This is a genomic window from Geomonas diazotrophica (genome assembly GCF_018919385.1).
GTDB classification, from domain to species: Bacteria; Desulfobacterota; Desulfuromonadia; order Geobacterales; family Geobacteraceae; genus Geomonas; species Geomonas diazotrophica.
The window spans coordinates 225,633-250,889 of record NZ_JAHLMF010000002.1; the positions used below are offsets into that span (position 1 = coordinate 225,633).

Annotated in this window: 19 protein-coding genes and 4 tRNA genes; 19 read left to right on the plus strand and 4 right to left on the minus strand. The window is 61.8% G+C overall.

Annotated features, from left to right (window positions below; genetic code table 11):
* Positions 1-45 precede the first annotated feature (45 nt).
* Positions 46-2,088 (minus strand): sodium-translocating pyrophosphatase, encoded by a 2,043-nt coding sequence (locus tag KOM00_RS03245; RefSeq protein ID WP_216497399.1) that lies wholly within the window; start codon positions 2,086-2,088, stop codon positions 46-48.
* Positions 2,089-2,560: 472 nt separating this feature from the next.
* On the opposite strand from KOM00_RS03245, the gene KOM00_RS03250 reads away from it, so the two are divergent.
* The 5 genes from KOM00_RS03250 (at position 2,561) to KOM00_RS03270 (ending at position 12,041) form a co-directional block, all read left to right on the plus strand.
* Entirely contained in the window at positions 2,561-3,841 is a 1,281-nt protein-coding gene (locus tag KOM00_RS03250) for a nickel-dependent lactate racemase family protein (protein WP_216497400.1), read from the plus strand.
* A 69-nt stretch (positions 3,842-3,910) separates the two neighbouring features.
* Positions 3,911-5,287: an FAD-binding oxidoreductase gene (locus KOM00_RS03255; protein WP_216497401.1), complete on the plus strand. Its 1,377-nt coding sequence runs from the start codon at positions 3,911-3,913 to the stop codon at positions 5,285-5,287.
* Positions 5,288-5,393: 106 nt separating this feature from the next.
* On the plus strand, positions 5,394-6,674 hold the full coding sequence (locus KOM00_RS03260; RefSeq protein ID WP_216497402.1) for a (Fe-S)-binding protein: 1,281 nt from the start codon (positions 5,394-5,396) through the stop codon (positions 6,672-6,674).
* Positions 6,675-7,275: 601 nt separating this feature from the next.
* Positions 7,276-9,000 carry an acyl-CoA carboxylase subunit beta gene (locus tag KOM00_RS03265; RefSeq protein ID WP_216497403.1) on the plus strand — a complete coding sequence of 575 codons (1,725 nt, stop codon included), beginning with the start codon at positions 7,276-7,278 and terminating at the stop codon, positions 8,998-9,000.
* A 140-nt stretch (positions 9,001-9,140) separates the two neighbouring features.
* Entirely contained in the window at positions 9,141-12,041 is a 2,901-nt protein-coding gene (locus KOM00_RS03270) for an ATP-binding protein (protein ID WP_216497404.1), read from the plus strand.
* Between the two features lie 99 nt (positions 12,042-12,140).
* On the opposite strand, the gene KOM00_RS03275 is transcribed toward KOM00_RS03270, so the two are convergent.
* Positions 12,141-12,344, minus strand: a complete 204-nt coding sequence (locus KOM00_RS03275) for a hypothetical protein (RefSeq protein WP_216497405.1) — start codon at positions 12,342-12,344, stop codon at positions 12,141-12,143.
* Between the two features lie 413 nt (positions 12,345-12,757).
* Between KOM00_RS03275 and KOM00_RS03280 the strand changes: the two genes are divergently transcribed.
* The 12 genes from KOM00_RS03280 to KOM00_RS03335 all read left to right on the plus strand — a co-directional run bounded on the left by KOM00_RS03280 (position 12,758) and on the right by KOM00_RS03335 (position 22,553).
* Positions 12,758-14,410, plus strand: a complete 1,653-nt coding sequence (locus KOM00_RS03280; protein WP_216497406.1) for an acyl-CoA mutase large subunit family protein — start codon at positions 12,758-12,760, stop codon at positions 14,408-14,410.
* Positions 14,411-14,685: 275 nt separating this feature from the next.
* Positions 14,686-15,099 carry a methylmalonyl-CoA epimerase gene (mce, locus tag KOM00_RS03285; RefSeq protein ID WP_216497407.1) on the plus strand — a complete coding sequence of 138 codons (414 nt, stop codon included), beginning with the start codon at positions 14,686-14,688 and terminating at the stop codon, positions 15,097-15,099.
* A 343-nt stretch (positions 15,100-15,442) separates the two neighbouring features.
* Positions 15,443-16,792: a porin gene (locus KOM00_RS03290; protein ID WP_216497408.1), complete on the plus strand. Its 1,350-nt coding sequence runs from the start codon at positions 15,443-15,445 to the stop codon at positions 16,790-16,792.
* 274 nt (positions 16,793-17,066) lie between these two features.
* Positions 17,067-17,342: a hypothetical protein gene (locus tag KOM00_RS03295; RefSeq protein ID WP_216497409.1), complete on the plus strand. Its 276-nt coding sequence runs from the start codon at positions 17,067-17,069 to the stop codon at positions 17,340-17,342.
* A 61-nt stretch (positions 17,343-17,403) separates the two neighbouring features.
* Positions 17,404-17,679 carry a hypothetical protein gene (locus KOM00_RS03300; protein WP_216497410.1) on the plus strand — a complete coding sequence of 92 codons (276 nt, stop codon included), beginning with the start codon at positions 17,404-17,406 and terminating at the stop codon, positions 17,677-17,679.
* 181 nt (positions 17,680-17,860) lie between these two features.
* Positions 17,861-19,339 (plus strand): hypothetical protein, encoded by a 1,479-nt coding sequence (locus KOM00_RS03305; protein WP_216497411.1) that lies wholly within the window; start codon positions 17,861-17,863, stop codon positions 19,337-19,339.
* A 109-nt stretch (positions 19,340-19,448) separates the two neighbouring features.
* Entirely contained in the window at positions 19,449-20,771 is a 1,323-nt protein-coding gene (locus tag KOM00_RS03310) for an ATP phosphoribosyltransferase regulatory subunit (protein ID WP_216497412.1), read from the plus strand.
* A complete protein-coding gene (locus KOM00_RS03315; protein ID WP_216497413.1) occupies positions 20,764-22,062 on the plus strand; it encodes an adenylosuccinate synthase in 1,299 nt (432 codons plus the stop codon). The genes KOM00_RS03310 and KOM00_RS03315 overlap by 8 nt, the downstream gene beginning before the upstream one ends.
* A gap of 72 nt (positions 22,063-22,134) precedes the next feature.
* A tRNA-Lys gene (locus tag KOM00_RS03320) sits at positions 22,135-22,210 on the plus strand.
* Between the two features lies 1 nt (position 22,211).
* A tRNA-Glu gene (locus KOM00_RS03325) sits at positions 22,212-22,289 on the plus strand.
* 41 nt (positions 22,290-22,330) lie between these two features.
* Positions 22,331-22,406: transfer RNA gene (locus KOM00_RS03330), tRNA-Lys, on the plus strand.
* Positions 22,407-22,478: 72 nt separating this feature from the next.
* Positions 22,479-22,553, plus strand: a tRNA-Glu gene (locus KOM00_RS03335).
* Positions 22,554-22,636: 83 nt separating this feature from the next.
* On the opposite strand, the gene KOM00_RS03340 is transcribed toward KOM00_RS03335, so the two are convergent.
* On the minus strand, positions 22,637-22,795 hold the full coding sequence (locus KOM00_RS03340) for a hypothetical protein (RefSeq protein ID WP_216497414.1): 159 nt from the start codon (positions 22,793-22,795) through the stop codon (positions 22,637-22,639).
* Positions 22,796-22,964: 169 nt separating this feature from the next.
* On the opposite strand from KOM00_RS03340, the gene KOM00_RS03345 reads away from it, so the two are divergent.
* Complete coding sequence (locus KOM00_RS03345; protein WP_216497415.1) at positions 22,965-24,197, plus strand: MFS transporter; 1,233 nt, start codon at positions 22,965-22,967, stop codon at positions 24,195-24,197.
* A 7-nt stretch (positions 24,198-24,204) separates the two neighbouring features.
* Here KOM00_RS03345 and KOM00_RS03350 read toward each other — a convergent pair whose 3' ends face one another.
* A complete protein-coding gene (locus tag KOM00_RS03350) occupies positions 24,205-24,468 on the minus strand; it encodes an ATP-binding protein (protein ID WP_268898974.1) in 264 nt (87 codons plus the stop codon).
* Positions 24,469-24,584: 116 nt separating this feature from the next.
* On the opposite strand from KOM00_RS03350, the gene elbB reads away from it, so the two are divergent.
* Entirely contained in the window at positions 24,585-25,241 is a 657-nt protein-coding gene (gene elbB / locus KOM00_RS03355) for an isoprenoid biosynthesis glyoxalase ElbB (RefSeq protein WP_216497417.1), read from the plus strand.
* Positions 25,242-25,257 lie beyond the last annotated feature (16 nt).

The window sequence follows — 25,257 nt, forward strand, 5'->3', positions numbered from 1 at the left end:
CCCCGGAAATCCGGGACGCCTTTTTCGCTTCAGCAAAAGCCGGTGCTACATCTTGTTCAGCAGCGGAACGATGAGCAGCGACACGATGTTGATGATCTTGATCATCGGGTTGACCGCCGGGCCGGCGGTGTCCTTGTACGGGTCGCCAACGGTGTCGCCGGTAACGGCAGCCTTGTGGGCTTCGCTACCCTTGCCGCCGTGGTAGCCGTCCTCGATGTACTTCTTGGCGTTGTCCCAAGCGCCGCCGCCGGTGGTCATGGAGATGGCCACGAAGATACCGGTGACGATGGAACCGACGATGACGCCGCCCAGGGCCTTGGGGCCGAGGGTGAAGCCGACGATGATCGGAGCGAGGATGGGGATGAGGCCCGGAACGACCATCTCTTTCAGAGCGGTCTTGGTCACGATGTCGACGCAGGCAGCGTAGTCCGGCTTGCCGGTACCTTCCATGATCCCCTTGATGGTGCGGAACTGGCGACGAACCTCGTCGACGACCGCGCCGCCCGCCTTGCCGACGGCTTCCATGCACATAGCGGCAAAGTAGTAGGGGAGCATGCCGCCGATGAACAGACCGACGATGATCTTCGGATCGGAGAGGGAGAAGGTCTTGTCGGCGATGGTCAGCTCCTGGACATAGGAGGTGAACAGGATGATGGCGGCCAGACCGGCGGAGCCGATGGCGTAGCCCTTGGTTACGGCCTTGGTGGTGTTGCCGACCGCGTCGAGCGGGTCGGTGACGGCGCGGACGGAGTCGTCCAGTTCAGCCATCTCGGCGATGCCGCCGGCGTTGTCGGTGATCGGACCGTAGGCGTCCATGGCGACGACGATACCGGTAAGGGAGAGCATGGAAACGGCGGCGATGGCGATGCCGTACACGCCTGCACAGTTGGAAGCAACCACGATCCCGGCAGCGATCACGATGACCGGAAGGGCGGTGGACTTCATGGAGACGCCGAGACCGGCGATGATGTTGGTGGCGTGGCCGGTCTTGGAGGCCTCGGCGATGTGCTTCACCGGAGCGTACTCGGTCGAGGTGTAGTACTCGGTGATCCAGAAGATGGCACCGGTGACGACCAGACCGACGATGGCGGAGATGAAGATGTTGGTTGCGGAGATGACCGCACCGTTGGCCTCGGCGAGGCCCTGCGGGAACATCTGCACGGTGACGAAGTAGAAGGCGATGCAAGCGATCACGCCGGAGGCGATGAGACCCTTGTAGAGAGCGCCCATGATCTTGCCGGAGGCGCCCAGCTTGACGAAGTAGGTGCCGATGATGGAGGCGATGATGGAGATGCCGCCCAGGATCAGCGGGTAGCTGACGGCGCCCGGGTTGCCGAAGCTGATGGCGCCAAGCAGCATGGCGGCGATCAGGGTGACGGCGTAGGTCTCGAAGAGGTCGGCGGCCATGCCGGCGCAGTCGCCGACGTTGTCCCCCACGTTGTCCGCGATGACGGCCGGGTTGCGCGGGTCGTCCTCGGGGATGCCTGCTTCGACCTTACCAACGAGGTCGGCGCCGACGTCAGCGCCCTTGGTGAAGATACCGCCGCCCAGACGGGCGAAGATGGAGATCAGCGAGCCGCCGAAGCCGAGGCCGACCAGCTGGCCGACAACTTCCTTGACCGGAGCGCCCGGCATGACCTGCTGTAGGAACATGTAGTAGCCAGCCACGCCCAGAAGGCCCAGACCGACGACCAGCATGCCGGTGATGGCGCCCCCCTTGAAGGCGACGTTGAGAGCCTTGTGGATGCCGGACTTGGCAGCCTCGGTGGTCCTCACGTTGGCGCGCACCGAGACGAACATCCCGATGAAGCCGGTGAGACCGGAGAACACGGCGCCGACCAGGAAGCCGACCGCGGTCTTCCAGCCGAGGGAGGCGAAGAGGGCCACGAACATGGCAACGCCCACCACCGCGATGATGGTGTACTGACGCTTCATGTAGGCGCCGGCGCCTTCCTGGATCGCGGAGGCGATCTGCTTCATCCGCTCGTTACCCTGGGGAAGCCCCAGGATCCACTGGGCCGAGATCAGGCCGTAGGCGACTGCCGCCGCGGCACAGACCAGGGCGAAGACTACTGCATACTGTTCCATTGAAAAAAATCCTCCTATTTAGATATGCCTCAAAAAAAGGCGTGCCTTCCGAACACAGTCATAAAAACGGGTGATTGTTATCGAAAATACCCCATTTTGTCAATCTAATTCATACCCCAAGCAGGCGTTTCTTAAAATATTTTTATCAAACCGCCGTATACTTCGCTGCGGCCACCCATCCGCCTGCTCCAGCAGCACCTCAAATGTGTCACTGCCAGGCATATTCGTCTCCCTCCAGTTGCGGGAGGGGGTTAGGGGGCCGTTGATGTGCCATGTGGCTATCTCATTGCCGTGCCGCCTTTCCTCGCGTCAAGGGAGCGGGGAGATCAGACAGTCCACCGATGGGGGCGAATAAGCATCGGTCAGCTCCTATCCTTTACCTCTCATCCTTCATGTGAGCATCTAATCCAGTCACATCAATTCCTTAACCGCCGGCTCGATCTGGTAAACAGTTGCGTATCGGAGGTCGAATATGTATCATAACCCGATGCTTGATCTTAAATGTGGCGATCACAGCTATAATGTCCAGCTTGCTCCGGAACGTCTCCTCTCCGTGCTGCGCCCCCGCCCTTTGCAGCGGCAGGGAACGCCGTTCGAGTTGGTCGAGCGCGCACTCGACGGCTGCGGCGCATCCCTGGCGAGCTTTGCCCCCGGCGACCGCGTGGTAATCGTCACCTCCGACGTGACCCGCCCCACCGGGAGCGATGTCTACCTCCCCTTGCTGGTCTCACGGCTCAACTCCATCGGCATCAAGGACCGAAACATCGAGATCGTCATCGCGCTGGGGATCCACCGCAAGCAGACCCCGGCCGAGCACAAGAAAATCGTGGGAGAACTGTACGGCAGGATCAAGGTGACCGACCACGACTGCGACGACCCCGGCGAGCTGGTCTACCTCGGCGACACCCTGCGGGGCGTGCCGGTTGAGGTGAACCGCAGGGTGGCCGATGCGGACCGGGTCATCCTGACCGGCGCAGTCACCTTCCATTACTTCGCTGGCTTTGGCGGCGGCCGCAAGAGCATCCTCCCCGGCGTCTCAAGCCGCCAGAGCTGCATGGCGAGCCATTTCTCCCTGTTGAACCCGGAGGAGGGAAGCGGCAGGCACCCGAAGGCGGTGACCGGGAGCCTGGAGGGGAACCCGGTGCACGAGGCGATGCTGGAGGCGTGCGGCATGGTGGGACCCGACTTCATCCTTAATACGGTCCTCGGTCCGGACAAGCAGATCATCGCCGCCTTTGCCGGCGACTGGCAGACCGCGCACCTGGCGGGGTGCCGCTTCTACAACGACACGTTTTCCGCTCCCATCGCCGAGAAGGGAGACCTGGTCGTGGTGTCCTGCGGGGGCTTCCCCAAGGACATCAACCTGATCCAGGCCCACAAGTCGATGGAGTACGCCAGTCGCGCCCTCAAGCCGGGGGGAGTCATGATCCTCCTCGCCGAGTGCCGCGACGGCTACGGCAACGCCACCTTCTTCAACTGGTTCGGCTATGAAAGCTGCGCGGAGCTCGAATCCGCCCTCAGGAAGCACTACGAGATCAACGGCCAGACGGCCTGGTCCGTAAAGGAGAAAGCGGAGCGCTTCAGGATCATCCTGGTGTCGAAGCTCCCTGCCGAAGAGGTGCGCACCATGGGGATGATTCCGGCGGGCGCGCTCGACGAGGCGCTGGAGCTGGCAGCCCCCATGCTTTCGCAACAGTACCGGGCGTACCTGATCCCCGAAGGGGGGACGGTGCTGCCGGTTATGCAGACCTGATCAAGAAAGCCGCGCCCAACGTCCCCGCCCAGCCTGGGGGAAGAGCAATTGACGAAAGGAAATTATTAGATGCTAGACGCACGCACACTTCAGCAACTCACCGACATCGTCGGAGCCGAAAACATCGCCACCGGAGCGCAGGACCTCATCTGCTACGGCTACGATGCCACCCAGATGGAGTTTCTCCCGGACGCCGTGGTGCACCCGGACAGCCCCGAACAGGTGTCGAGGATCCTCAAGCTCGCCAACCAGGAAAACTTCCCGGTGTTCCCAAGAGGCGCCGGCAGCGGCTTCACCGGCGGGGCCCTCCCCAAGGGGGGAGGCGTGGTGCTGGTGACCACCAGGATGAACCGCATCCTCAGGATTGACACCGACAACCTGGTGGCCGAGGTGGAACCGGGAGTGGTGACCGAGGCCTTCCAGATGGCGGTCGAGAAACTTGGGCTCTTCTACCCCCCCGACCCGGCATCGCTCAAGTTCTCCACCCTGGGGGGGAACGTCGCAGAGTGCGCCGGCGGCCCGCGTGCCGTGAAGTACGGAGTAACCAAGGATTTCGTCATGGGGCTCGAGGTGGTGCTGCCGACCGGCGCCGTCATCCGCACCGGCGGCGAGACGGTGAAGGGTGTGGTCGGTTACGACCTCACCAAGCTTCTGTGCGGCTCCGAGGGAACCCTGGGGATCATCACCAAGATCATCTTCAAGCTCCTCCCCTACCCCGACTCGAAGAAGACCATGCTGACCGTGTTCGACTCCATCGACGGGGCGGCGCGCGCGGTCTCCACCATCATCAAGAACAAGATCATCCCGACCACGCTCGAGTTCATGGACCACGCCACGCTCACCTGCGTCGAACGCCGCTTCAACCTGGGCATGCCGGAAAGCGCCCGGGCGGTGCTGCTGATCGAGGTGGACGGCGACCGCGACCTGATCGAGAAGCAGGCCGGACAGATCCACAAGCTGATCGAGCCGCTGGGACTGGTGCAGTTCCGGGTGGCCAAGGACGCCGCCGAGAGCGAGGAGCTCTGGCGGGTGCGCCGGCTGGTGTCCCCGTCGCTGCGCGACGTGAACCCGGACAAGTTCAACGAGGACATCGTGGTGCCAAGAAGCAAGGTGCCCGACGTGATCAGGCGCATCGAGGTGATCCAGAAGCGCTACGACATCCCCATCGTCAACTTCGGGCATGCCGGCGACGGCAACATCCACGTCAACATCATGATCGACAAGTCGGTGCCGGGTCAGCTGGAGAAGGCGCACGAGGCGATCAAGGAAGTGTTCCAGGCGGCTCTTGACCTTGGCGGCACCATGTCGGGCGAACACGGCGTCGGGCTCGCCAAGCAGCCCTATATCCCCCTGGAGCTGAACGCGGACCAGATAACCGCCATGAAGGCGATCAAGGCCGCGCTGGACCCGAACAACATCCTGAACCCGGGCAAGATGCTGCCGTAAAGGCAATCGACAATTTACAATGGACCATTGACCATGGGGGTCCCATTATCCCCGGACCTCCCATGCGTCCCATAGTTCCCATTGTTCCTAGAAGCGAGAACAAAGCATGACCAAGAAGCAAACCGACCCGCTCGAGCGGGTAGCTCAAGAGATGAAGAAATGCGTGAAGTGCGGCGCCTGCCGCGCCAACTGCCCAGCCTTCGGCACCTTCCAGCGCGAGCCGGCAACGGCGCGCGGCAAGGTGGCCCTGGCCCAGCACCTGATGAAGGGGGACATCACCCTCGACGACGGTACCTACTCGGCCATGTCCAAATGCCTTCTGTGCGGCAGCTGCGTCGACAAGTGCCCGAACCAGGTCCCCACCGACGAGATCGTCATCGCCGCCCGCGAGGCGCTGGCGCAGCGCCGCGGCCTTACCACCTTCCACAAGGCGGTGGCGCAGGTGATCAAGAACCGCAAGCTGATGAACTTCGGGGCGCTGGCCGCAGCCGTACTGGGACCGGTCTTCTTCCGCAAGGTCCCCAGCACCTCGGGCCTCAGGCTCCGGTTCCCGATGCCGTTTCTGGGAGGCAGCCGTCACGTGCCCCAGATCGCCAAGAAGCCCTTTATGAAACGCCATCCCGAAATCATCAAGGGCGAGCCGGGCAAGCCGACCATCGTCTTCTTCGTCGGCTGCATGACCAATTTCGTCTACACCGAGATCGGCGAGGCCACCCTGGCGCTGTTCCGTCACCTGGGCTGCACGGTGATCATCCCGCAGGGACAGCAGTGCTGCGGCCTCCCCGGGATGTCCGGCGGCGACCTGGAGACCGTGCGCGAACTGGCCGAACAGAACCTCGCGGCGATCGAGAAGCACCAGGCGGACTACGTGATGACCGCCTGCGCCACCTGCGGCGGCGCGCTGCACAAGCTCTACCCGCTGGTGATCGGCAAGAGAAACCCGGAGCTCAAGGCCCGGCTCCAGGCGGTGGCGGATAAAACGGTGGATGCGGCGGTGCTTTTGCAGAAGCTTGGGCTCCATCCCGAGGATACCGGCACCGGCCAGCGGATGCGCATCACCTACCACGACCCCTGCCACCACCGGACCGCCGGGATCGCGAAACAGCCGCGCACCCTGCTCACGCAGACCCCGGGGTTGGAACTGGTGGAGATGGAGGGGGCCGACCGCTGCTGCGGGCTTGGGGGCACCTTCAACGTCTACCACTACGAGAGTTCCCTCGACATCAACGCCGGCAAGAGCAAGGCGATCATCGAGACCGGTGCCGACGCCGTCGTCACCGGCTGCCCCGGCTGCATCATGCAGCTCTCCGACGGCTTGAAACAGGCGGGGGATAAAACGAGGGTATTGCATACCGTCGAGCTCCTTGCCCGCAAAATAAGGCGCTGACAGCTAACCGCTGTCAGCCGCCTCCCCCCTCTTTTTTAGCCTCGCTATACAACCCTCCGTAGTTTCGACACTTTAGCCGTATACGCTCTTTTTCTTATTGACAAAAGCCAAGCAAAACCTTATGAAGGGTACGCGCTGAAAAAGTAAAACAATAGTTCGTTTTACTATGCCTCATTAGCCGTCGCGGCGCACCCAGGCCAGGTTAAATCAGCCCGAAACGGTATTTAGTCAAAATGAAATTTCGATACTACTCGATAGGCTAAGGACGATCCTCCTGCCCGGCCAAAAAGCACCTTTCTTTGCGCCACAACCCCTTCAGATTCACTAAATACCCGCAATAGAGCAACATCTCTCCTCCGGGCACCTGGGTCCTGCATCCCCACGGCAACCGGCGGCCGACGCCTCCCTGCCCTCCGCCTTCAGGGAGACTAAAAAAATTCTCCGACGGGGACGCCCCCTTTTGCCGTTCGGAGGTTGACGTTTTCGCTAACTGACCAAAGAGTGCAACACTTTTTTAATATCAACGCCAGGAGGAAGTAGATGAGCTTCACAGCCCCCCCTAAACAGATGCAAAATCCCAACGCCCGGAAGGATGCCAACAATGTCGAATAAAATGATCAAGCCCTCATTGAAGAACCCGTTTGACGTAGCGGAGAAGGTCGAGTTCAACATCCCCGGCGAGATTTCCCGCGCGACGGGCGGCTACGAAGAGGCGATGAAGGAAGGCTACGACCTCATCCAGCGCCCCGTCAAGTCGGTGAGCATCGACCAGATCGAGAAACAGCACTTTAAAAAGCGCATGACCGTATGGGAAAGGATCCGCGTCCTGACCGAGGCCGAGCCCAACATCCTGTTCCAGAACTGGGGCAAGAACCTGGACGGCGCCTCGCTGGTCACCGGCATCCTGAACATCCACGGCCGCGACGTCGCGGTCTACGGCCACGACTTCACCGTGCGCGCCGGCTCCATGGACGCCACCAACGGCAACAAGCTGGCCCGCCTCTTCTACATGGCGGGCGAGAAGGGGATCCCGGTCATCGGCATGAACGACTCCGCGGGCGCCTTCGTCCCGGCCGGCGTGGGTGGCCTTGACGGCTACGCCGAGGCCTTCACCGCGCTCAGGAAGATCTCCGGCGTGGTCCCCTCCATCATGTGCATGTTCGGCTTCAACGCCGGCGGCGGCTCCTACCTGCCGCGCCAGGGGAGCTTCGTGATCCAGCCCAAGGACACCTTCTTCGGCCTCACCGGTCCGGGCGTCGTGAAGAGCGTGCTCGGCGAGGACGTGACCCCCGAGGATCTGGGCGGACCGAAGGTGCACGGGCAGTCCGGCGTCGCCGACCTGACCGTCGAGGACGAGGTCGGGGCCCTTAGGACCGCGATCATGCTCCTCAACTACCTCCCCGACAACAACTCGGTGATGGCACCCTACCAGGAGACCAGCGATCCGCTGGACAGGAAGACCTGGGAGATCAACACCCTGCTCAAAAAGGCGTTCAACTCCCCGACCGGCTTCAACACGCCGTTCGACGTCTCCATCATCATCCAGCAGATCTGCGACCACGGCGACTACTTCGAGCTGCAGCGCGACCGCGCCCGCAACGTGGTCACCGCCTTCGGCCGCCTGGGCGGCAACGTGGTCGGCTTCGTCGCCAACAACTCCGCCGTCGATTCCGGCCAGATCGACTGCGACGCGGCCTACAAGATCGCTCGCTTCAACCGCTTCTGCAACATCTACAACATCCCGATGATCTTCATGGAAGACACCACCGGCTTCCTCCCGGGACGCGAGCAGGAGGCCCGCGGCATCGTCCAGGCAGGGCGCGCCATGCTCGACTCGATCGTCGACATCCGCACCCCGCGCATCCTGTTGATCCTGAGGAACGCCTACGGCGGCGCCTACGCCTCCTACAACAACTACCCGACCGGCGCCGACCTGGTGCTCGCCCTCCCCACCACCCGCCTCGCGGTCATGGGGCCGGCAGGCAAGGAGTTCGTGTACAAGGACGAACTGAGAAAGATCAGAAACGCCGTCATCGAGCGGGTCAAGCGCGGCACCCAGGAGAGGGTCGATGCAGGCGTCAAGCCCGAGCTCGCCAAAATCGATGCCGAGAAGGAAGCTGCCGACTGGCTCAAGGCAGAGGAGGCGCTCCTCAACTCCCGCTACGAGAAGGAACTGATGAACCCGAAAGAGGCGCTCTCCCTGGGCTCCATCTCCTCGCTGGTCATGCCGACCGACCTGAGGAAGGTGCTTGGCGAGAACATCAACTTCTTCCTGCGTCACTACAAACCGGGCCCGATGCAGTCCGTACAAAGGGAGTTCCACTAATGGCGACTACTGATATGGGAATTGGAATCGCGCAGGGGGGGAGCCTTGCTCCCGAGTCGGCAGGATTCGGGCAGGGTGCGCTGGCACGCCAGGGCGCCCGCCCCTCGTCCGCGCTTTATAACGTTACGGAGATGAAAACGATGGCACACACGTCCGAAAAATACACCAAGAACCCGCTGATCCACCGGGACCGCAGGCTTTCCGCGTCCCCGTCCGCATGGGTCCGCTCCTTTGCCTGCGAAGACCTGAAGCCGCTCGTCGTCTGCCGCGGCCCGATCCGTAAGGAAGCGATGGACGTCTACCAGGAGATGGGGATCACCCACTACGGCATCCTCCTCTCAGAGAAGGACTCCATCGTCTATCCGAACGCCCTGGCCCCGGAGCTGCGCACCCTGACCGACTCCACCCGCGTACACCGCGTGCCCGACTACACCGGCGCCAGCAAGGAGGAGCGCGTCGAGCGCATCCACCAGATCATCAGCATCGCGCTGGACAACGGCTACAACGCCATCTTCGCAGGCTACGGCTTCATGGCCGAGGACGACGAGTTCGTCGGCGCCATCGAGAAGGCGGGGCTCAACTTCATCGGCCCCTGCGCCGCCACCCAGACCGGCGCCGGGAAGAAGGACGAGGCGAAAAGGACCGCCCTCTCGGTCAACGTCTCGGTCACCCCCGGTATCGACAACGTCACCGCCCGCACCCTGGTGAAGAAGCACGGCAGCCGCGAGAAGCTCCTGGCGCTGGTCGCCTCCGACGGGCTCGAGTGCGACGCCAAGGTGCTCGCCGACGCGAAGCTCTCCCTGGAGGACCTGGCCGACCACATCCTGTACGCCTCCTACAACAAGGGGATCGACCTCTTCTCCATCGAGGAGCTCTGCGCCCAGGTGGAGGCCGAGTGCGCTGCCATGCTTAAGAAGCACCCGCAGTCCCGCGTCCGCCTGAAGGCCATCGGCGGCGGCGGCGGCAAGGGGCAGCGCCTTTTGGGGGCGGACCTTCTGACCAAGAAGAACGCAACCGACGCCGACATCGCCAAGGCGGCTTCCGAAGCCCCGGGCCTCGTGCGCGAGATCTTGAACGAGGTGAAGGCCAACGGCGTGGGCGACAACAAGAACGTCCTCGTCGAACTCAACATCGAGCAGACCAGGCACAACGAGATCCAGCTTCTGGGCAACGGCGACTGGTGCATCGCCCTGGGGGGCCGCGACTGCTCCCTGCAGATGCACGAGCAGAAGCTCCTCGAGGTGTCGGTGACCCAGGAAGGGCTGATGACCGCCATCGAGGAGGCCAAGATCGCCGGCAGGAAGGCCGAGGTGAAGGCGCTCGAGAGCGACCTGAAGGTCCTTAAGAGGATGGAAGAAGAGTCCGAGCGCTTCGGCAAGGCGGTAGGCCTTGACTCCGCCTCGACCTTCGAGTGCATCGTGGACCGCGACCGCCACTACTTCATGGAGGTCAACACCAGGATCCAGGTGGAGCACCGCGTCACCGAGCTTTGCTACGCGCTCAAGTTCGTGAACCCGGAAGATCCGAACGACTTCTTCGTGGTGGAGAGCCTGGTGGAAGCGATGGCGATCCTCGCCCGCCACAAGAAGCGGGTGCCCAAGCCGCAGCGCTTCGTCCGTTTCAACGCCGCCGTCGAGGCCCGCCTGAACGCAACCGACGCCTCTCTCTCCCCGCACGCGGGGGGGATGATCCGCTACTGGTCCAAGCCGATCGAAGGGGAGATCCGCGACGACCAGGGTATCAGCATGGTGAACCCGGACACCGGCATCTTCATGAAGTACAAGGTCGCCGGCGCCTACGACTCCAACATCGCCCTCCTGCTCACCACCGGTGAAGACAGAAAGACCAGCTACGACAAGATGTCCGAAGTGCTGCGCGCAACCACCCTGCGCGGCTCCGACCTCGCCACCAACCTGGAGTTCCACTACGGCCTGGTCAACTGGTTCCTGGGCAGAAACGTGATGGCCAAGCCGACCACCCGCTTCGTGGTCCCTTACCTCACCCTGGTGGGTACACTCAAGGAAGAGTCCAACAAGCTCGACCCGGTCTACGCCTTCCTGCAGATGAAGAAGCAGTACGCCAAGCGGGTCGCCGAGGCCTACGCAGACCAGCCCGAGGTCCAGGCCAAGGAGTCCAAGAACATGTCCTCGCTCTTGGACCGCAAGGGGACCCTCATCATCCGCCCCATCGAGAGGCTCTTGGGCGACCCGCACCTGCTCTCCGGCTGGCTCTCCATCAACACCAAGAACTTCCGGATCGACAACGGCAAGGTGGTCTGGCTGAGAAACCCGGTAGGCGTCCTGAACGAGACCTACGAGTACCTGCACATGAACCACAGGCCGCACAAGCCGGCCGCGGAGATCATCTGGAGCCACGACAACGAGCTCCTGCAGCAGGCGCTCCGTTTCTCGAGGACCCTGCGCGAGCACTTCGGCCTGGCCCGCGACGAGTACTTCACCCTGAACGAGATCGTCAACAAGGAGGAGCCGCAGGGCGGTTTCGACGCCCACACCTGGCAGGAGATCCGCTCCGCCCACTTCGGCTACGAGGCGGGCCTGGAACTGCTGGGCACGCTGTTCCTGGTCGGGCAGAACACCAAGTTCTGGGACCTGCGCGTCGAGGAGGACCTTGAGATCACCATCCCCGACTACCTCAACGATCCCGAGCTCCAGGCCCGCATGAAGAAGGTCCTGGTCCCGCCGCCGGCAACCAAGGCCGACGAGATCGTCGCCGCCTGCGGCGGCATGTACTACGGCCAGGAAGCCCCGGGCATGCCCCCCTTCGTCGCCGAGGGGATGCACTTCGAAAAAGGGCAGCCGCTGTACATCATCGAGGTCATGAAGATGTTCAACAAGGTGTACGCACCTTTCGCCGGAACCATCGACAAGATCCTGGTCACCTCGGGCGACGGCACCATCGTTTCCAAGGGGCAGCCGCTCTTCAAGGTCACCCCTGACGAGAAGTTCGTGGAAGTCGACGTGAACGCGCTGGAGAAGGAAAAGCGCAACGTGACCTCCGAGTACCTGAAGGCGGTACTCTAGACCAAGACGCAGAAAGGGCTCCGGATGGTGACATCCGGAGCCCTCTGATCATTCGCTGACCCCGCCCACGAGGCCGGGTCAGTTATTTTTTTCGAGCGCCTAGGCCGCAGCGAAGCAGATGTTGTCGGAGGAGAGGGCCTCCAGGAAGGAGTCGGCCAGCGGATCCTTCACGATGGCCATCATGCCGTGGTTGACGGACCAGGTGGTGCCGCAGGTGGGGCATTCCTTGAGGTCTTCGTTAAAGGCACCGGAGCGAAGGTCCATCGCGTTTTGTTCGTCGTTCTTACATACCGGGCATTGCATCTGGGTTCTCCTCTTGCCCCCTGCGGGGCGCTCATGTTTTTTTGTCGTCCTGAAATATATGGGCGCGGCAGTTGTTTTACAAGGGAAAAGTTCCAAAAACAGTTGATAAAACATTATGTTATATACGGTTTGCCTGTTTTGCATGACAAATCGTCATTTTACGTTTTTGACGAAAATAAAACACCGCAAAGCGGGCCGCCGCGGCAGCCCCGATGCAACCATTTGAATTTTAACGAGTCTCTGAATTTAGATCGCCATTATAAAAATAAAACACGCCGGGGCGCTGCCGGGCAGCAAAGACGCACTCGGCCGTTAAAAAAAAATAATTCCATTTACCGTAAAGATAGCGTAAACAAAAGACGTCTTTGAAACCCCAGCCGGATCACCATACTTTGTACCGCCAGGAGAGCAACATGAGCATTTCTGAAAAGAAACAGGCATGGCAGGCAACCGTTGAGAAGAGCATGGCCAAGGCCCCCGAGCGCAGGAGTTCGTTCAAAAACAGCTCCGACATGGAACTGGAGCGCTGCTACGCCCCGCAGTTCGACTACCCGGGCTACGAGGAGAACCTCGGCTTCCCCGGTCAGTTCCCCTTCACCCGAGGGGTGCAGCCGACCATGTACCGCGGCAGGTTCTGGACCATGCGCCAGTACGCGGGTTTCGGTAACGCCGCCGAATCCAACGAGCGCTACAAGTACCTGCTTTCCGCCGGGCAGACCGGCCTCTCCATCGCCTTCGACCTCCCCACCCAGATGGGGTACGACTCCGACGCGTCCATGAGCCGCGGCGAGGTGGGCAAGGTAGGGGTCGCCATCGACTCGCTCGCCGACATGGAAGTCCTCTTCGACGGCATCCCGCTGGACAAGGTCTCCACCTCGATGACCATCAACTCCACCGCCTCGATCCTGCTCGCCATGTACATCGCGGTGGCCGAGAAGCAGGGGGTGACCCCGGACAAGATCTCCGGCACCATCCAAAACGACATCCTCAAGGAGTACATGGCCCGCGGCACTTACATCTACCCTCCGAAGGAGTCGATGCGGATCATCACCGACATCTTCGCCTACTGCAAGGACAACGTCCCCAAGTGGAACACGATCTCCATCTCCGGCTACCACATCCGCGAGGCGGGCTCTTCGGCGGTGCAGGAAGTGGCCTTCACCCTGGCCGACGGCATCGCCTACGTCGAGGCGGCGGTGAAGGCGGGTCTTGACGTGGACGAGTTCGCGCCGCGCCTGGCCTTCTTCTTCAACGCCCACAACAACCTCCTGGAGGAGGTGGCGAAGTTCCGCGCCGCCCGCCGCATGTGGGCGCGCATCATGCGCGAGCGCTTCAAGGCGAAGGACCCGCGCTCCCAGATGCTCCGTTTCCACACCCAGACCGCCGGCTGCACCCTCACCGCCCAGCAGCCCGACAACAACATCATGCGCGTCACGCTCCAGGCGCTGGCCGCCGTTCTCGGTGGCACCCAGTCGCTGCACACCAACTCCAGGGACGAAGCGCTGGCGCTCCCCACCGAAGAGTCGGTGCGGATCGCGCTCCGCACCCAGCAGGTCATCGCCTACGAGTCCGGCGTCGCCGACTCCATCGACCCGCTGGCCGGCTCCTTCCTCGTCGAGTCCCTTACCGACCAGATCGAGCAGCAGGCCATGGCCTACATCGAAAAGATCGACTCGCTGGGTGGCGCGGTCGAGGCGATCTCCCGGGGCTTCCAGCAGAAGGAGATCCAGGATTCCGCCTACTCCTACCAGCGCTCCATCGAGAAGGACGAGACCATCATCGTCGGCGTGAACAAGTTCACGGTCGAGGAAGGTGCTCCGCAGGGGCTCCTGAAGGTGACCGACGAGGTCGAGGTGAAGCAGAAGCAAGCCCTCGCCGCGATGAAGGCGAAGCGCGACGGGGCCCAGGTGGAGAAGACCCTCAAGGCGCTGGAAGAGGCCGCCAAGGGGAGCGGCAACCTGATGCCGTACATCCTGGACGCGGTGAAGAGCTACGCGACCCTGGGCGAAATCGCTAACGTGATGCGCGGCGTCTTCGGCGTGCACAGGGAGACCGTGGTTCTTTAACATCGGCGTGGACAAGTTCCTGCCGGGACGGTGCAGATCGTTCCGGCAGGAACAACAACATTCAAAGGTTCTCCCGTTTCACCCGCAGCCTTGTTTCTGTCACAGCTCATCATCTTGCCGCAATACATCCTCTCCATGCAGTCACAAGTCTTTTTTTCGATCTGACACGGGCCTGTAACGAAACTTTTTCGTGCCTGTGACTTGCTTTTCCGAAATTATTCGATATCATCTACCACCGTCAGATACGCTCTGAGGAACATTCAAGGAAACAACACATGCTCACCAAGATAAATCATTTAGGCGTAGCCGTTACCTCAATAGAAGAAGCACTCCCCTTCTATCGCGACACACTCGGGATGAAATTCTCAGGGATCGAAGAGGTCCCCAGCCAGTTAGTCAAAGTGGCATTCTTGTCCATCGGGGAATCGAAAATAGAACTCCTGGAGCCGACCTCAACCGAAAGCCCCGTTGCGAAATTCCTGGAAAAGAACGGCCCGGGCGTGCACCACGTGGCTTACGGGGTGAAGGACATAGACGCCACCATCGCCAGGCTGATCGCCGGCGGCACCCGCATGATCGATACCAGTGCAAGGACCGGGGCGCACGGCGCGCGCATCGCCTTTTTGCACCCCAAGAGCAGCAACGGTGTCCTCACCGAACTGTGTGAAGCGCACGACGGCAGCCACTGAGATATAGAGCTTCTTATATCTAATGAGTGAAGTTTTTTTCTGTTGACATTTGTTTGAAAAATAATATAGTGGCCTCAGTTTTATATAACAGCGGTTTGCTCATTGGGATAGGCTGTACTGGCTGATCTGCGTGACCTTCTACGCAAATGTCGAGGAGATAATCATTGCTGACTCAAAACAGCCCGAGGACCACACACGAGAGCTCTTGACTCCACCCTGCTCATTAACAGCGGTTGACTTAAGAGCTCTTTCTTTATAACCGGACTGCACCTTCGCCGTAGGGCGAATTGACAGTAGAGCAGGAACTTCAATCACGTTGTAAAAACAAACCAGGAGGTAGACGATGAGCTTTCAAAAGAAACTGCTTGCATTTGCAGCCGTCAGCGCTCTGAGCGCAGCAACCGCCGTTCCGGCAATGGCGCTGGAGAACGAGTTCCACGGTATGTTCAAATTCATGGGCTACCAGACCAACGCCCTCGCCGGCGGCGACACCAAGGACATCCTCCGCAAAGACGCGCACTCCGGCTTCTTCGCTGAGCAGCGTGCCCGCATCATGTACATCGCCAAGGCCAACGACAACCTGAAGCTGGTCACCCACTTCGAACTCGACACCCGTTTCGGCGGCATCGCCTCCAACCACAACGGGACCGCAGGCTACAAAGGGACCACCGGCAACGACTCCGGTAACCTCGACGCCGACCAGCTGACCCTCGAGACGAAGAACATCTACCTTGACTTCAACGAGCCGGCCACCGGCGCGAACTTCAAGGTCGGTCTGCAGCCCTGGGCCGATGCCTACGGTAGCCTCTTCCTGCTGGCCGACATGACCGGCGCCATCGGCACCAAGAAGGTTGACGCGTTCACCGGCCAGCTCGGCTGGTTCCGCTTCGACGACAACACCCTGGCCAACGACATCACCGGCCCGGGGCAGTTCACCGCGGACCTGATCGTCGCCGACGGCAAGTTCGCCGTCAGCAAGGACATCACCGTAGGCGCCACCTACTACAACATCCAGAACGACACCGGCCTCGCAGCCACCGCTCCGTACGAGCTGCTGCACATGGTCGGCGTCAACGCCGACGTCAACGTCGGCCCGGCCAACATCAAGCCTTTCGCAGCCTACCAGTGGGGCGAGAAGAACTCGGCCACCGACATCAGCGCCTACCTGCTTGGTGCAGTCGGCAAGGTCAAGGCTGGCCCCGGCGCGGTTAACTTCTCCGGCTTCTACCTCTCCGGCGACAAAGGCGGCACCAACAACAACGCCTTCCAGGCCGTCACCGCGGGTACCACCTACTTCAACCCGGCTAACATGTGGCTGCTGATCCGTCCGAACCAGGCGGTCAACACCTCCACCTCCCTCACCGGCAACGACATCAGCGTCGGCGGCCGCGGCGCCATCGGCGTATTCGCCGGCTACGACGGGGCCATGGGCAAGACCTTCTACAACGCCAACGTTGGCTACATGAGGACTGCAGAAGCCCGCGGCGCCGAGAAGAAGTCCCTCGGTACCGAGGTCAACGCACAGATCGGCTACAAGATCTACGACAACCTGACCGCCAGCGCTGCTGCAGCCTACGTCTTCCTCGGCGACGCCATGAACGGCAAAGGCACCGACAGGATCGCAACCTACGCGCAGACTGCAGACGCAGACAATCCGTACCTGGTCAACCTTCAGCTGAGCTACGCATTCTAAGAAAACCTGTCGTTTGACGGCAGGAGCAGACACAGAAGGACCGGCAAGCCGGAGGGGCGACTCTCCGGCTTGTCTTTTTCTGCGTCATCCATGCCTTTGCCCCGCCTTTTGACCTCTTTGACAGCAATCCAGCCCCTGTTCCGCAACCGGTCTTTAGGCCGCTCAGCCAGTACCACGCCTCTTTGGCAGATATTTTCGGTGTCGTGTTGACAAGCAGACCTTCTATGGTTCAATCATTACGTTTCTCTAATAAATTCCCAAAAGGAGCTAACGTATGAGAAAGATGGCACTGATGCTGGCCGCAGGCCTTTTTATGCTGTCTTCGGTACCGGCGTACGCCCAGATGGCGGCAGACCAGAAGGACGAGTGCCTGCTGGCGTCGAAAAACTGCATGAACCAGGTCGACGACATCCAGCAACGCATCCGCAAGCTGAACAGGGAGATCGAAAAGGGAACCAGGGTCTACACCCCGCAGGAGCTGAAAAAGTTGCAGGACAAGCTGAAGGAAGCCGACGATATCCTGCGCAACCTGGAAAGGCCTGACAGCTAGAGGTCAATGCGTACCGGAGACAAACTCCCGAAAAGAGAGCTTTGCCAGAAAGGAGCACACCATGAAAAGGGCGATCATGTTGGTGACGGCGGCTTTACTGATGACGACGAGCACGGGCGTTTTTGCCGAGCAGACCCAGGCCGACAGGAACGAGTGCCTGCTCTTGTCCCGGAACTGCAAGGACCAGGTCGACGACATTTACACGCGGATGCAGCGTCTGGAAAGGGAGATCCAGAAGGGAACCAGGGTCTATACGCCCAAGGAGCTGCGGCAGCTGCAGGAGAAACTCGCCGAGACGCAGGAAATGCTGAAGGACATGGAAAAACCGGGGCGCTGACGATACATGACACCTCGAAGAGCCGGAGAAAGAGGCGGGCCACAGGCCCGCTTTTTTTATTGCCGCACGACTTGGGAAACTGCACTGAAAGCGCCTCCGCGGGGGCGTGAAACCGTTTGACTAATGAGTACTGCTCTGCGATAATTCGGCGTCTTAAATCCCCTCAAAAGCGGAGCAATCAATGAAAAGATCACTCGTTGCCATCCTGATTATCGTTGGCACGCTGCTGGCAGCCGCTGCAGCCTCAGCCTCCACCATCCGCGCCTATATCGCCGAATTCACCGTCTCCCCCACCGACAACGGCAACCTGAAAAACACGCTGCAGCGCCTTCTGGCGACGCGCCTAGCCGGCGACGGCATCGTGACCGTCGACACCCCCGCCGAGGCGGACGTCATCGTCTCCGGGAGCTATACCACGCTCGGCAAGATGTTCAGCCTGGACGCCATCGCCAAAAGCACCGGCGGCAAACAGCTCTCTACCGCCTTCGAGCAGGGCGAGAGCATGGACGCCCTCATCCCCGCCGTGGGCAAGATCTCCGGAAAACTCAAGGGTGACCTCGCGAAGCAGTTCCAGGCCACCGCACCGGCGCTCCCCGCAGCGCCCGTAGAGGTTCCCTCCAAGGCTCCGCGTGCCGAAATCGAGCGCCCGGCAGCCGCCCAGGAGATGGTCAAGGCCCCCTCTTCCGAGATCGTGCACAATGAGGCTACCCCCGGCTGGATCAGCCAGCGTCTTTCGGGCGTGTACAGCGGTGTCGCCACCTGGGGGACCAAGGAGTTCGTGGCCGCCGATGACAAGGGGATCCACCTGTACCGTCCCGGCGCCAAGCTCGACCTGGTCACCGAGGTCATCCTTCCCGACCGTATGAAGATACTGGCACTCGACGCCATGGGACCGGAAGCAAGCGGGCGGGTACTGGTGTTCGTCACCATCATGGACCGCGAAAACATCTCCTCCCGGATCTACGCCCTGCAAAACGACGTGTTCAAGCTGGTCGCAGAGGACGTCCCCTACATGTTCCGCACCATCGCCCCCTACGGCGGTTCGAAGAAGCTCTACGCCCAGCAGATGGGGCGCACCGACGACTTCTACGGCGACGTGTACGAGGCGAGCATCGTCGACAAGGGGGTGAAACTCAGCAACCCGATCAAAATGCCTCGCTTCGCCAACATCTTCAACTTCAACCAGTTCCGCGACCAGTCCGGCAAGAGCTACCTGACCACCTTCAGCGACAGCGGCTACCTCCTGGTCTACTCCGACACCGGCGAAGAACTCTGGAGAAGCTCCGACAAGTTCGGCGGCTCCGAGACCTACTTCCAGCGCAGGGACTGGGAGAACGAGAGGACCAACATGACCCCGTTCCGCACCCGGTTCCTCGACCAGCGCATCACCGTCACCGAAAAGGGGGAGATCCTGGTGCCGCAGAATTCCGGCTTCTTCGTGCTGGGCAACCTGCGCTCCTACTCCAAGTACTCCGTGGTCAACTTCGTGTGGAACGGCTCCTCTCTCGAGGAGAAGTGGCGCACCAAACAGAGCCAGAACTACCTTGCCGACTACTCCTATAACCCCGCCAGCAAGGAGCTGATCCTCCTCGAAGTAGCCCAGAAGGGAACCTTCGGCGGCAAGGGGGGGAGCGTGGTGCGGCTGCTCGGTATCGAATAGCCAAAAGGCGGGGGGAATGTCTTGACTTCCCCCCGCCATACTGTTACGATTCCTCGTTTTTTGCCACCTTTTGCCGGACTGCCGGTACTCCCGGACGTTAGGACGACCCGTGACCAACCCCGCATGCATTGAAGCGCCCCTCCCCAAAGGGGTAAGCGATTTTCTCCCGGAAACTGCCGATAAGATCACCTTCATCGCCGACAGCATCCACCGAGTCTTCGAGCTCTGGGGCTTCAGGCGCATGATCACCCCGCTGCTCGAGTTCGAGGACGTGCTGGCTCTGGGGATGGGTGACGAGCTGCGCAGCAAGACCTTCCGCTTCGACGACCGCCAGACCGGGAGGCTTTTGGCCATCCCGCCGGACATCACCCCGCAGGTGGCGCGCATCGTCGCCACGAGGATGCACTCGCTCCCCCTGCCCCACCGCATCTATTATTCGGGACGCGTGCTCAGGCAGGCCCAGATGCAATCCGGCAGAAGCCGCGAGATCTTCCAGTCCGGCGTCGAATTGATCGGCCTGAACTCTCCCGAGGCAGATGCCGAGATGGTCGCCATGGCGGTCGAGGTGCTCAAGAACCTCGGCTTCACTGGCTTCAAGATCGACCTCGGCCAGGTGGATTTCTACCGCGGCATCATGGACGCCTCCGGGCTCTCCCCCGCGGTGCAAAGACAGCTGCAGGAGGCGATCAGCAAGAAGGAAGTCACCGCAGTGCGCTCGATCCTGGAGGCTGCCGGCGCTCCCGACAGCGTCAAGGAAGAGATCGCGCTGCTCCCGAGGCTCTACGGCGGCCGCGAGGTGCTCAAGGAAGCGGCCCGCATCGCCGGCAACGAGCGCTCGCGCCGGGCGCTGGAGAACATCACCCAGGTGGTCGAGATCCTCGACATCTACGGCGTCGCCGACCACCTCACCATCGACCTGGGGGAGATCCGCGGGCTCGACTACCACACCGGCATCACCTTCGAGGGATTCGTTCCCGGCATCGGAGAGGCGGTCTGCAGCGGCGGACGCTACGACGACCTGACCGCCAAGTACGGCTACCCGGCGCACGCCACCGGGTTCGCCTTCAACATCCTGGCGCTTTTGGCCAGCATGGCCAAGCGGCCGGAGGTCGAGGCATCCAGCAGCCGCGACTTCCTGGTCTTCAACAGAAAAGACGAACGCCGCGAGGCGCTGGAAGTAGCCCAGAAACTGAGAAGCCTCGGTTTCACCTGCGCCAGGGACATCATCAAGCGCGACTTCGAGAGCTCGCTTGAGTACGCCAAGAAGATGGACATCCGGATGCTCTTGGTGATCGGCGCCGAGGAGTGCGCGGCCGACCAGCTCTACCTGGTCAGGGTCGCCGACCGTCGCGCCATCGCCGTCGGCAAACAGGAGTTGTTCGATAAAGGTCTCGATTTGAAATTCGATCTGCAAGGGGAAAATCATGGCTAACGTCGTTGTAATTGGTGCCCAGTGGGGCGATGAGGGCAAAGGCAAGGTCGTCGACATCTATACGGAATACGCCGACGACGTGGTACGTTACCAGGGGGGGAACAACGCCGGGCACACGCTGGTGGTCGGGGACGAAAAGGTCATCCTGCACCTGATCCCGTCCGGCATCCTGCACGAAGGGAAGCGCTGCGTGATCGGCAACGGCGTCGTGCTCGACCCGGAAGTCTTCATCATGGAGATCACCCGCCTCAAGAGCAACGGGTACTTGAAAGATGACGGCATGCTGCTCCTCTCCGAGGCGCTGCACATCATCATGCCGTACCACAAGCGGATCGACATCGCCCGCGAGAGGAACTCCGGCGCCAAGAAGATCGGCACCACCGGCCGCGGCATCGGACCCGCCTACGAGGACAAGATCGGCCGCCGCGGCATCCGCCTGATGGACCTTTTGGACGAGAAGGCCTTCACCCGCAAGGTGAAGGAGGTGCTCGACGAGAAGAACCTGATCCTCACCCAGCTGTTGGGCGACCAGCCCTTCACCTTCGAGGAGATCTACAACGAGTACATGGGGTACGCCGAAGTGCTGAGGAAGTACGCGGCGGACACCTCGCTCATCCTGCACAAGGACATCAAGGCGGGCAAGAGCCTCCTCTTCGAGGGCGCCCAGGGAACCCTCCTCGACGTCGACCACGGCACCTACCCGTACGTGACCTCCTCCTCCACCTGCTCCGGCGGCGCCTGCACCGGAAGCGGCGTCTCCCCGAGGGAGATCCACGAGGTGATCGGCATCTCCAAGGCCTACGCCACCCGCGTGGGGAGTGGCCCGTTCCCGACCGAGCTTTTGGACGAGACCGGCGAGGCGCTGCGCCAGGCCGGCCGCGAGTTCGGCTCCACCACCGGCCGTCCGCGCCGCTGCGGCTGGTTCGACGCGCTGGTGGCCCGCTACGCCGTGCGCGTGAACGGCCTCTCCGGCATCGCCATCACCAAGCTCGACGTCCTCACCGGCCTGGACACCATCAAGGTCTGCACCGGCTACAAGTACAACGACCAGATCCTGGACGAGATCCCGGCGAGCCTCGAGGTGATGGAGCAGTGCACCCCGGTGTACGAGGAACTCCCCGGCTGGACCGAGGACATCACCGGCGCGAAGAGCATGGCCGAGCTCCCGAAGAACGCCCAGGACTACGTGGCGCGCGTGGAAGCGCTCTCCGGCGCCCCGGTGGTGCTGGTCTCCGTGGGCCCGCGCCGCAGCGAAACCATCGTGCTCAGGAACCCGTTCGAGCGGGCCTGATTTTTTAATAAAAAGTGTTGACTGTCAGAAATCGATTTGCTATAAGGTTGTTCTTGCTTCGCTGCACTGTTTGAGCCGCTAGCTCAGTTGGTAGAGCACCTGACTTTTAATCAGGTGGTCGTTGGTTCGATCCCAACGCGGCTCACCACGTCCCCATCGTCTAGCCCGGCCCAGGACACCGCCCTTTCACGGCGGCGACGCCGGTTCAAATCCGGCTGGGGACGCCACTCAAACAAACAGCGCTTGTGCCTCGGCACAAAGCTTAAGCGAGCCGCTAGCTCAGTTGGTAGAGCACCTGACTTTTAATCAGGTGGTCGTTGGTTCGATCCCAACGCGGCTCACCACCCTATTTTTACTGTCGCATGACTGGGCCTTGCGACAGCCCCCAACCCTGATGGGACGGGATGCAACAATTCGGTCCCATCGTCTAGTGGTTAGGACACCGGCCTTTCACGTCGGTAACAGGGGTTCAAGTCCCCTTGGGATCACCATCACGGAAAAGGCCGCTTCCCCTCGGGGAGGCGGCCTTTTCTCGTTCCTGCCGGCCTTCTTCGCTATTTCGTTCTCGCCCACCTCAGTCGTTCTTTCTTCCCGGCCAGACCTTCATGCAGTAGGGACACTCCTGCACCTGGTACGGCACCGTGTCGCGCAGCTGCTCCTGCTCGTACGCAGCCTGGCACCCCTTGGCTACCGGATAGGTGTGGATGGTATTCTGCTTGATGAAGTAAAGCATGACCTTCCTCCTTTGTCTGCAACAGGATTTCCGGTGAATCCGCGCCACCACTTGAAGATTAGGGTAAAGAACCCTGTTGTCAACAGTGGCAAAGTCATTTACAAGAGTTGTGCTAACGAGATATTGTCACGCGCCCGGCGCATTGCCAGTAACAAACCGGATTCCTTCTATGACATCCACCGTTGAGACGGCAGACTTCCGGCAATCAGTGTTGAGGCACCAGCCGTTCCGGCTGTTCTGGCTGGCGCGGGTCTGCTCTTCGGTCGCGCTGCAGATGCAGGCGGTCGCCGTGGGATGGCAGATCTACGCGCTGACCGGCTCCGTCTTCTACCTGGGGCTGGTCGGTCTTGCCCAGTTCTTCCCCATGTTCCTGCTGACGCTGGCGGTCGGTCACGTCGCCGACCGCTACGACAGAAGGCGCATCGCCGGCACCTGCCAGGTCCTGGAAGGGATGGCGCTCGTACTGCTCGCCCTCGGCTCCTACGGCGGCTGGCTCGACAAGAACGGGATCCTGGCCGTCGTCTTCGCGGCCGGAGCCCTGCGCGCCTTCGAAGGCCCGACCATGCTGGCGCTGGTACCGTGGCTGGTGCCGCAGGAGCTGATACCGCGCGCCTCGGCCTGGTCCGCCTCGGCCAACCAGACCGCCAGCATCGCCGGCCCCGCCCTGGGAGGGCTTCTCTACGCCCTCGGCCCCACCACGGTCTACACCAGCGCCGCCGTCCTCTTTTTCGCGGCGAGCCTGCTCCTCTCCCGCATCCGCCTCGACCGCGCGCCCGCCAAGCGCGAGCCCGCCACGGTCCGCTCCCTCTTCGCCGGGATCGCCTTCATCAGGAGCCGCCAGGAGATCCTGGGCGCCATCTCGCTCGACCTCTTCGCCGTGCTCCTTGGCGGCGCCACAGCACTCCTGCCGGTCTTCGCGCGGGACATCCTGCACACCGGCCCCCTGGGCCTGGGGATGTTGCGGGCGGCTCCCGCCATGGGGGCGCTGGGGGTGTCGCTCTTGCTGGCCCGCCGACCGCTGCGGCAGCGGGTCGGGCGCACCATGTTCCTGAGCGTCTTCCTGTTCGGGGTCGCCACTGTTGTCTTCGGCATCTCCACTTCGTTCCCGATCTCGATGGCCGCCCTCATGGTCCTTGGCGCGGCCGACATCGTGAGCGTGGTGATTCGCGCCTCGCTGGTGCAGATCGAAACGCCCGACGAGATGCGTGGCAGGGTGAGCGCGGTGAACTCCATGTTCATCGGCACCTCCAACCAGCTGGGGGAATTCGAATCCGGGGTCACCGCGGCCCTCTTCGGCACCGTTCCGGCGGTCTTGATCGGCGGCGTCGGCACCATGGTCGTGGTGCTCTTGTGGATGCGGCTCTTCCCGAGGCTGCTGCAGGTGGACAAGCTGGGGGAATGAGGCGGGTTCAGGAAATGGCCCGTACCGGGCAGGCGGTGAGGCAGGCAAGGCAGCCGTCGCATTCCCGCGGCTTCACCAGGACGGCGTGCTTTCGATAAGCGACGACCTCGAGGGTAAGCAGGCGGCCCGGGCAGGCGGCAACACAGCGACCGCAGCCGGTGCATCGGGCGACTTCTATTTCCGGTTTTCTATTCTCTGTCATAGCATTGGGCGCTGCTGTCACTGCAGCGGGGTGAGTGGCAGTTGCTGGGGTCACGACTGGCCTGCTCATGGTGACGTTCTGACGCAGACGTTCTATTAACCTCCGCTAAAACCGCTTGCAGAGAGCGGACATCCCGCTTAGAATATCGCAATTGATCGGCAAACTACAAGACAGGAGGCATCTGCATGAAAAAGATAGGCGTTATACTTTCTGGCTGCGGCGTCCGTGACGGAAGCGAGATACACGAGGCGGTGCTGACCCTGCTTGCCATCGACAACAACGGCGCCAAGGCCGTCTGCCTTGCCCCCGACATCGAACTTGACGAGGTGAACCACCTGACCATGCAGGACACCGGGGCCAAGAGGAAGGTGCTGGTGGAGGCGGCCCGCATCGCGCGCGGCGAGATCGCCGACGTGAAGAGCGCAAGGGCGGAAGAGCTGGACGCCATCGTCCTCCCCGGCGGGTTCGGAGCGGCCAAGAACCTTTGCAGCTTCGCGTTCGAGGGGGCCAAGGGGAGCGTGCAGCCGGACGTGCTCAAGCTGATCCGCGACATGGCCGCTGCCAAGAAGCCGATCTGCGCGATCTGCATCGCACCGGCCGTGATCGCCCTCGCCCTGGGCAAGGACCTGGCCCCCAAGCTGACCATCGGCAACGACACGGGCACCGCCCAGGCCATCAACGCCACCGGCAGCAGCCACGTGGAGTGCCCGGCCACCGAATGCGTCGTGGACCGCGACAACCTGATCGTCTCGACCCCCGCCTACATGCTGGCAGGAGGCATCGCCGAGGCGGCCAAGGGGATCGAGAAGGCGATCAAGGCCACCCTGGAGCTGATCAGGTAGCGCGCCCCCTCCCACC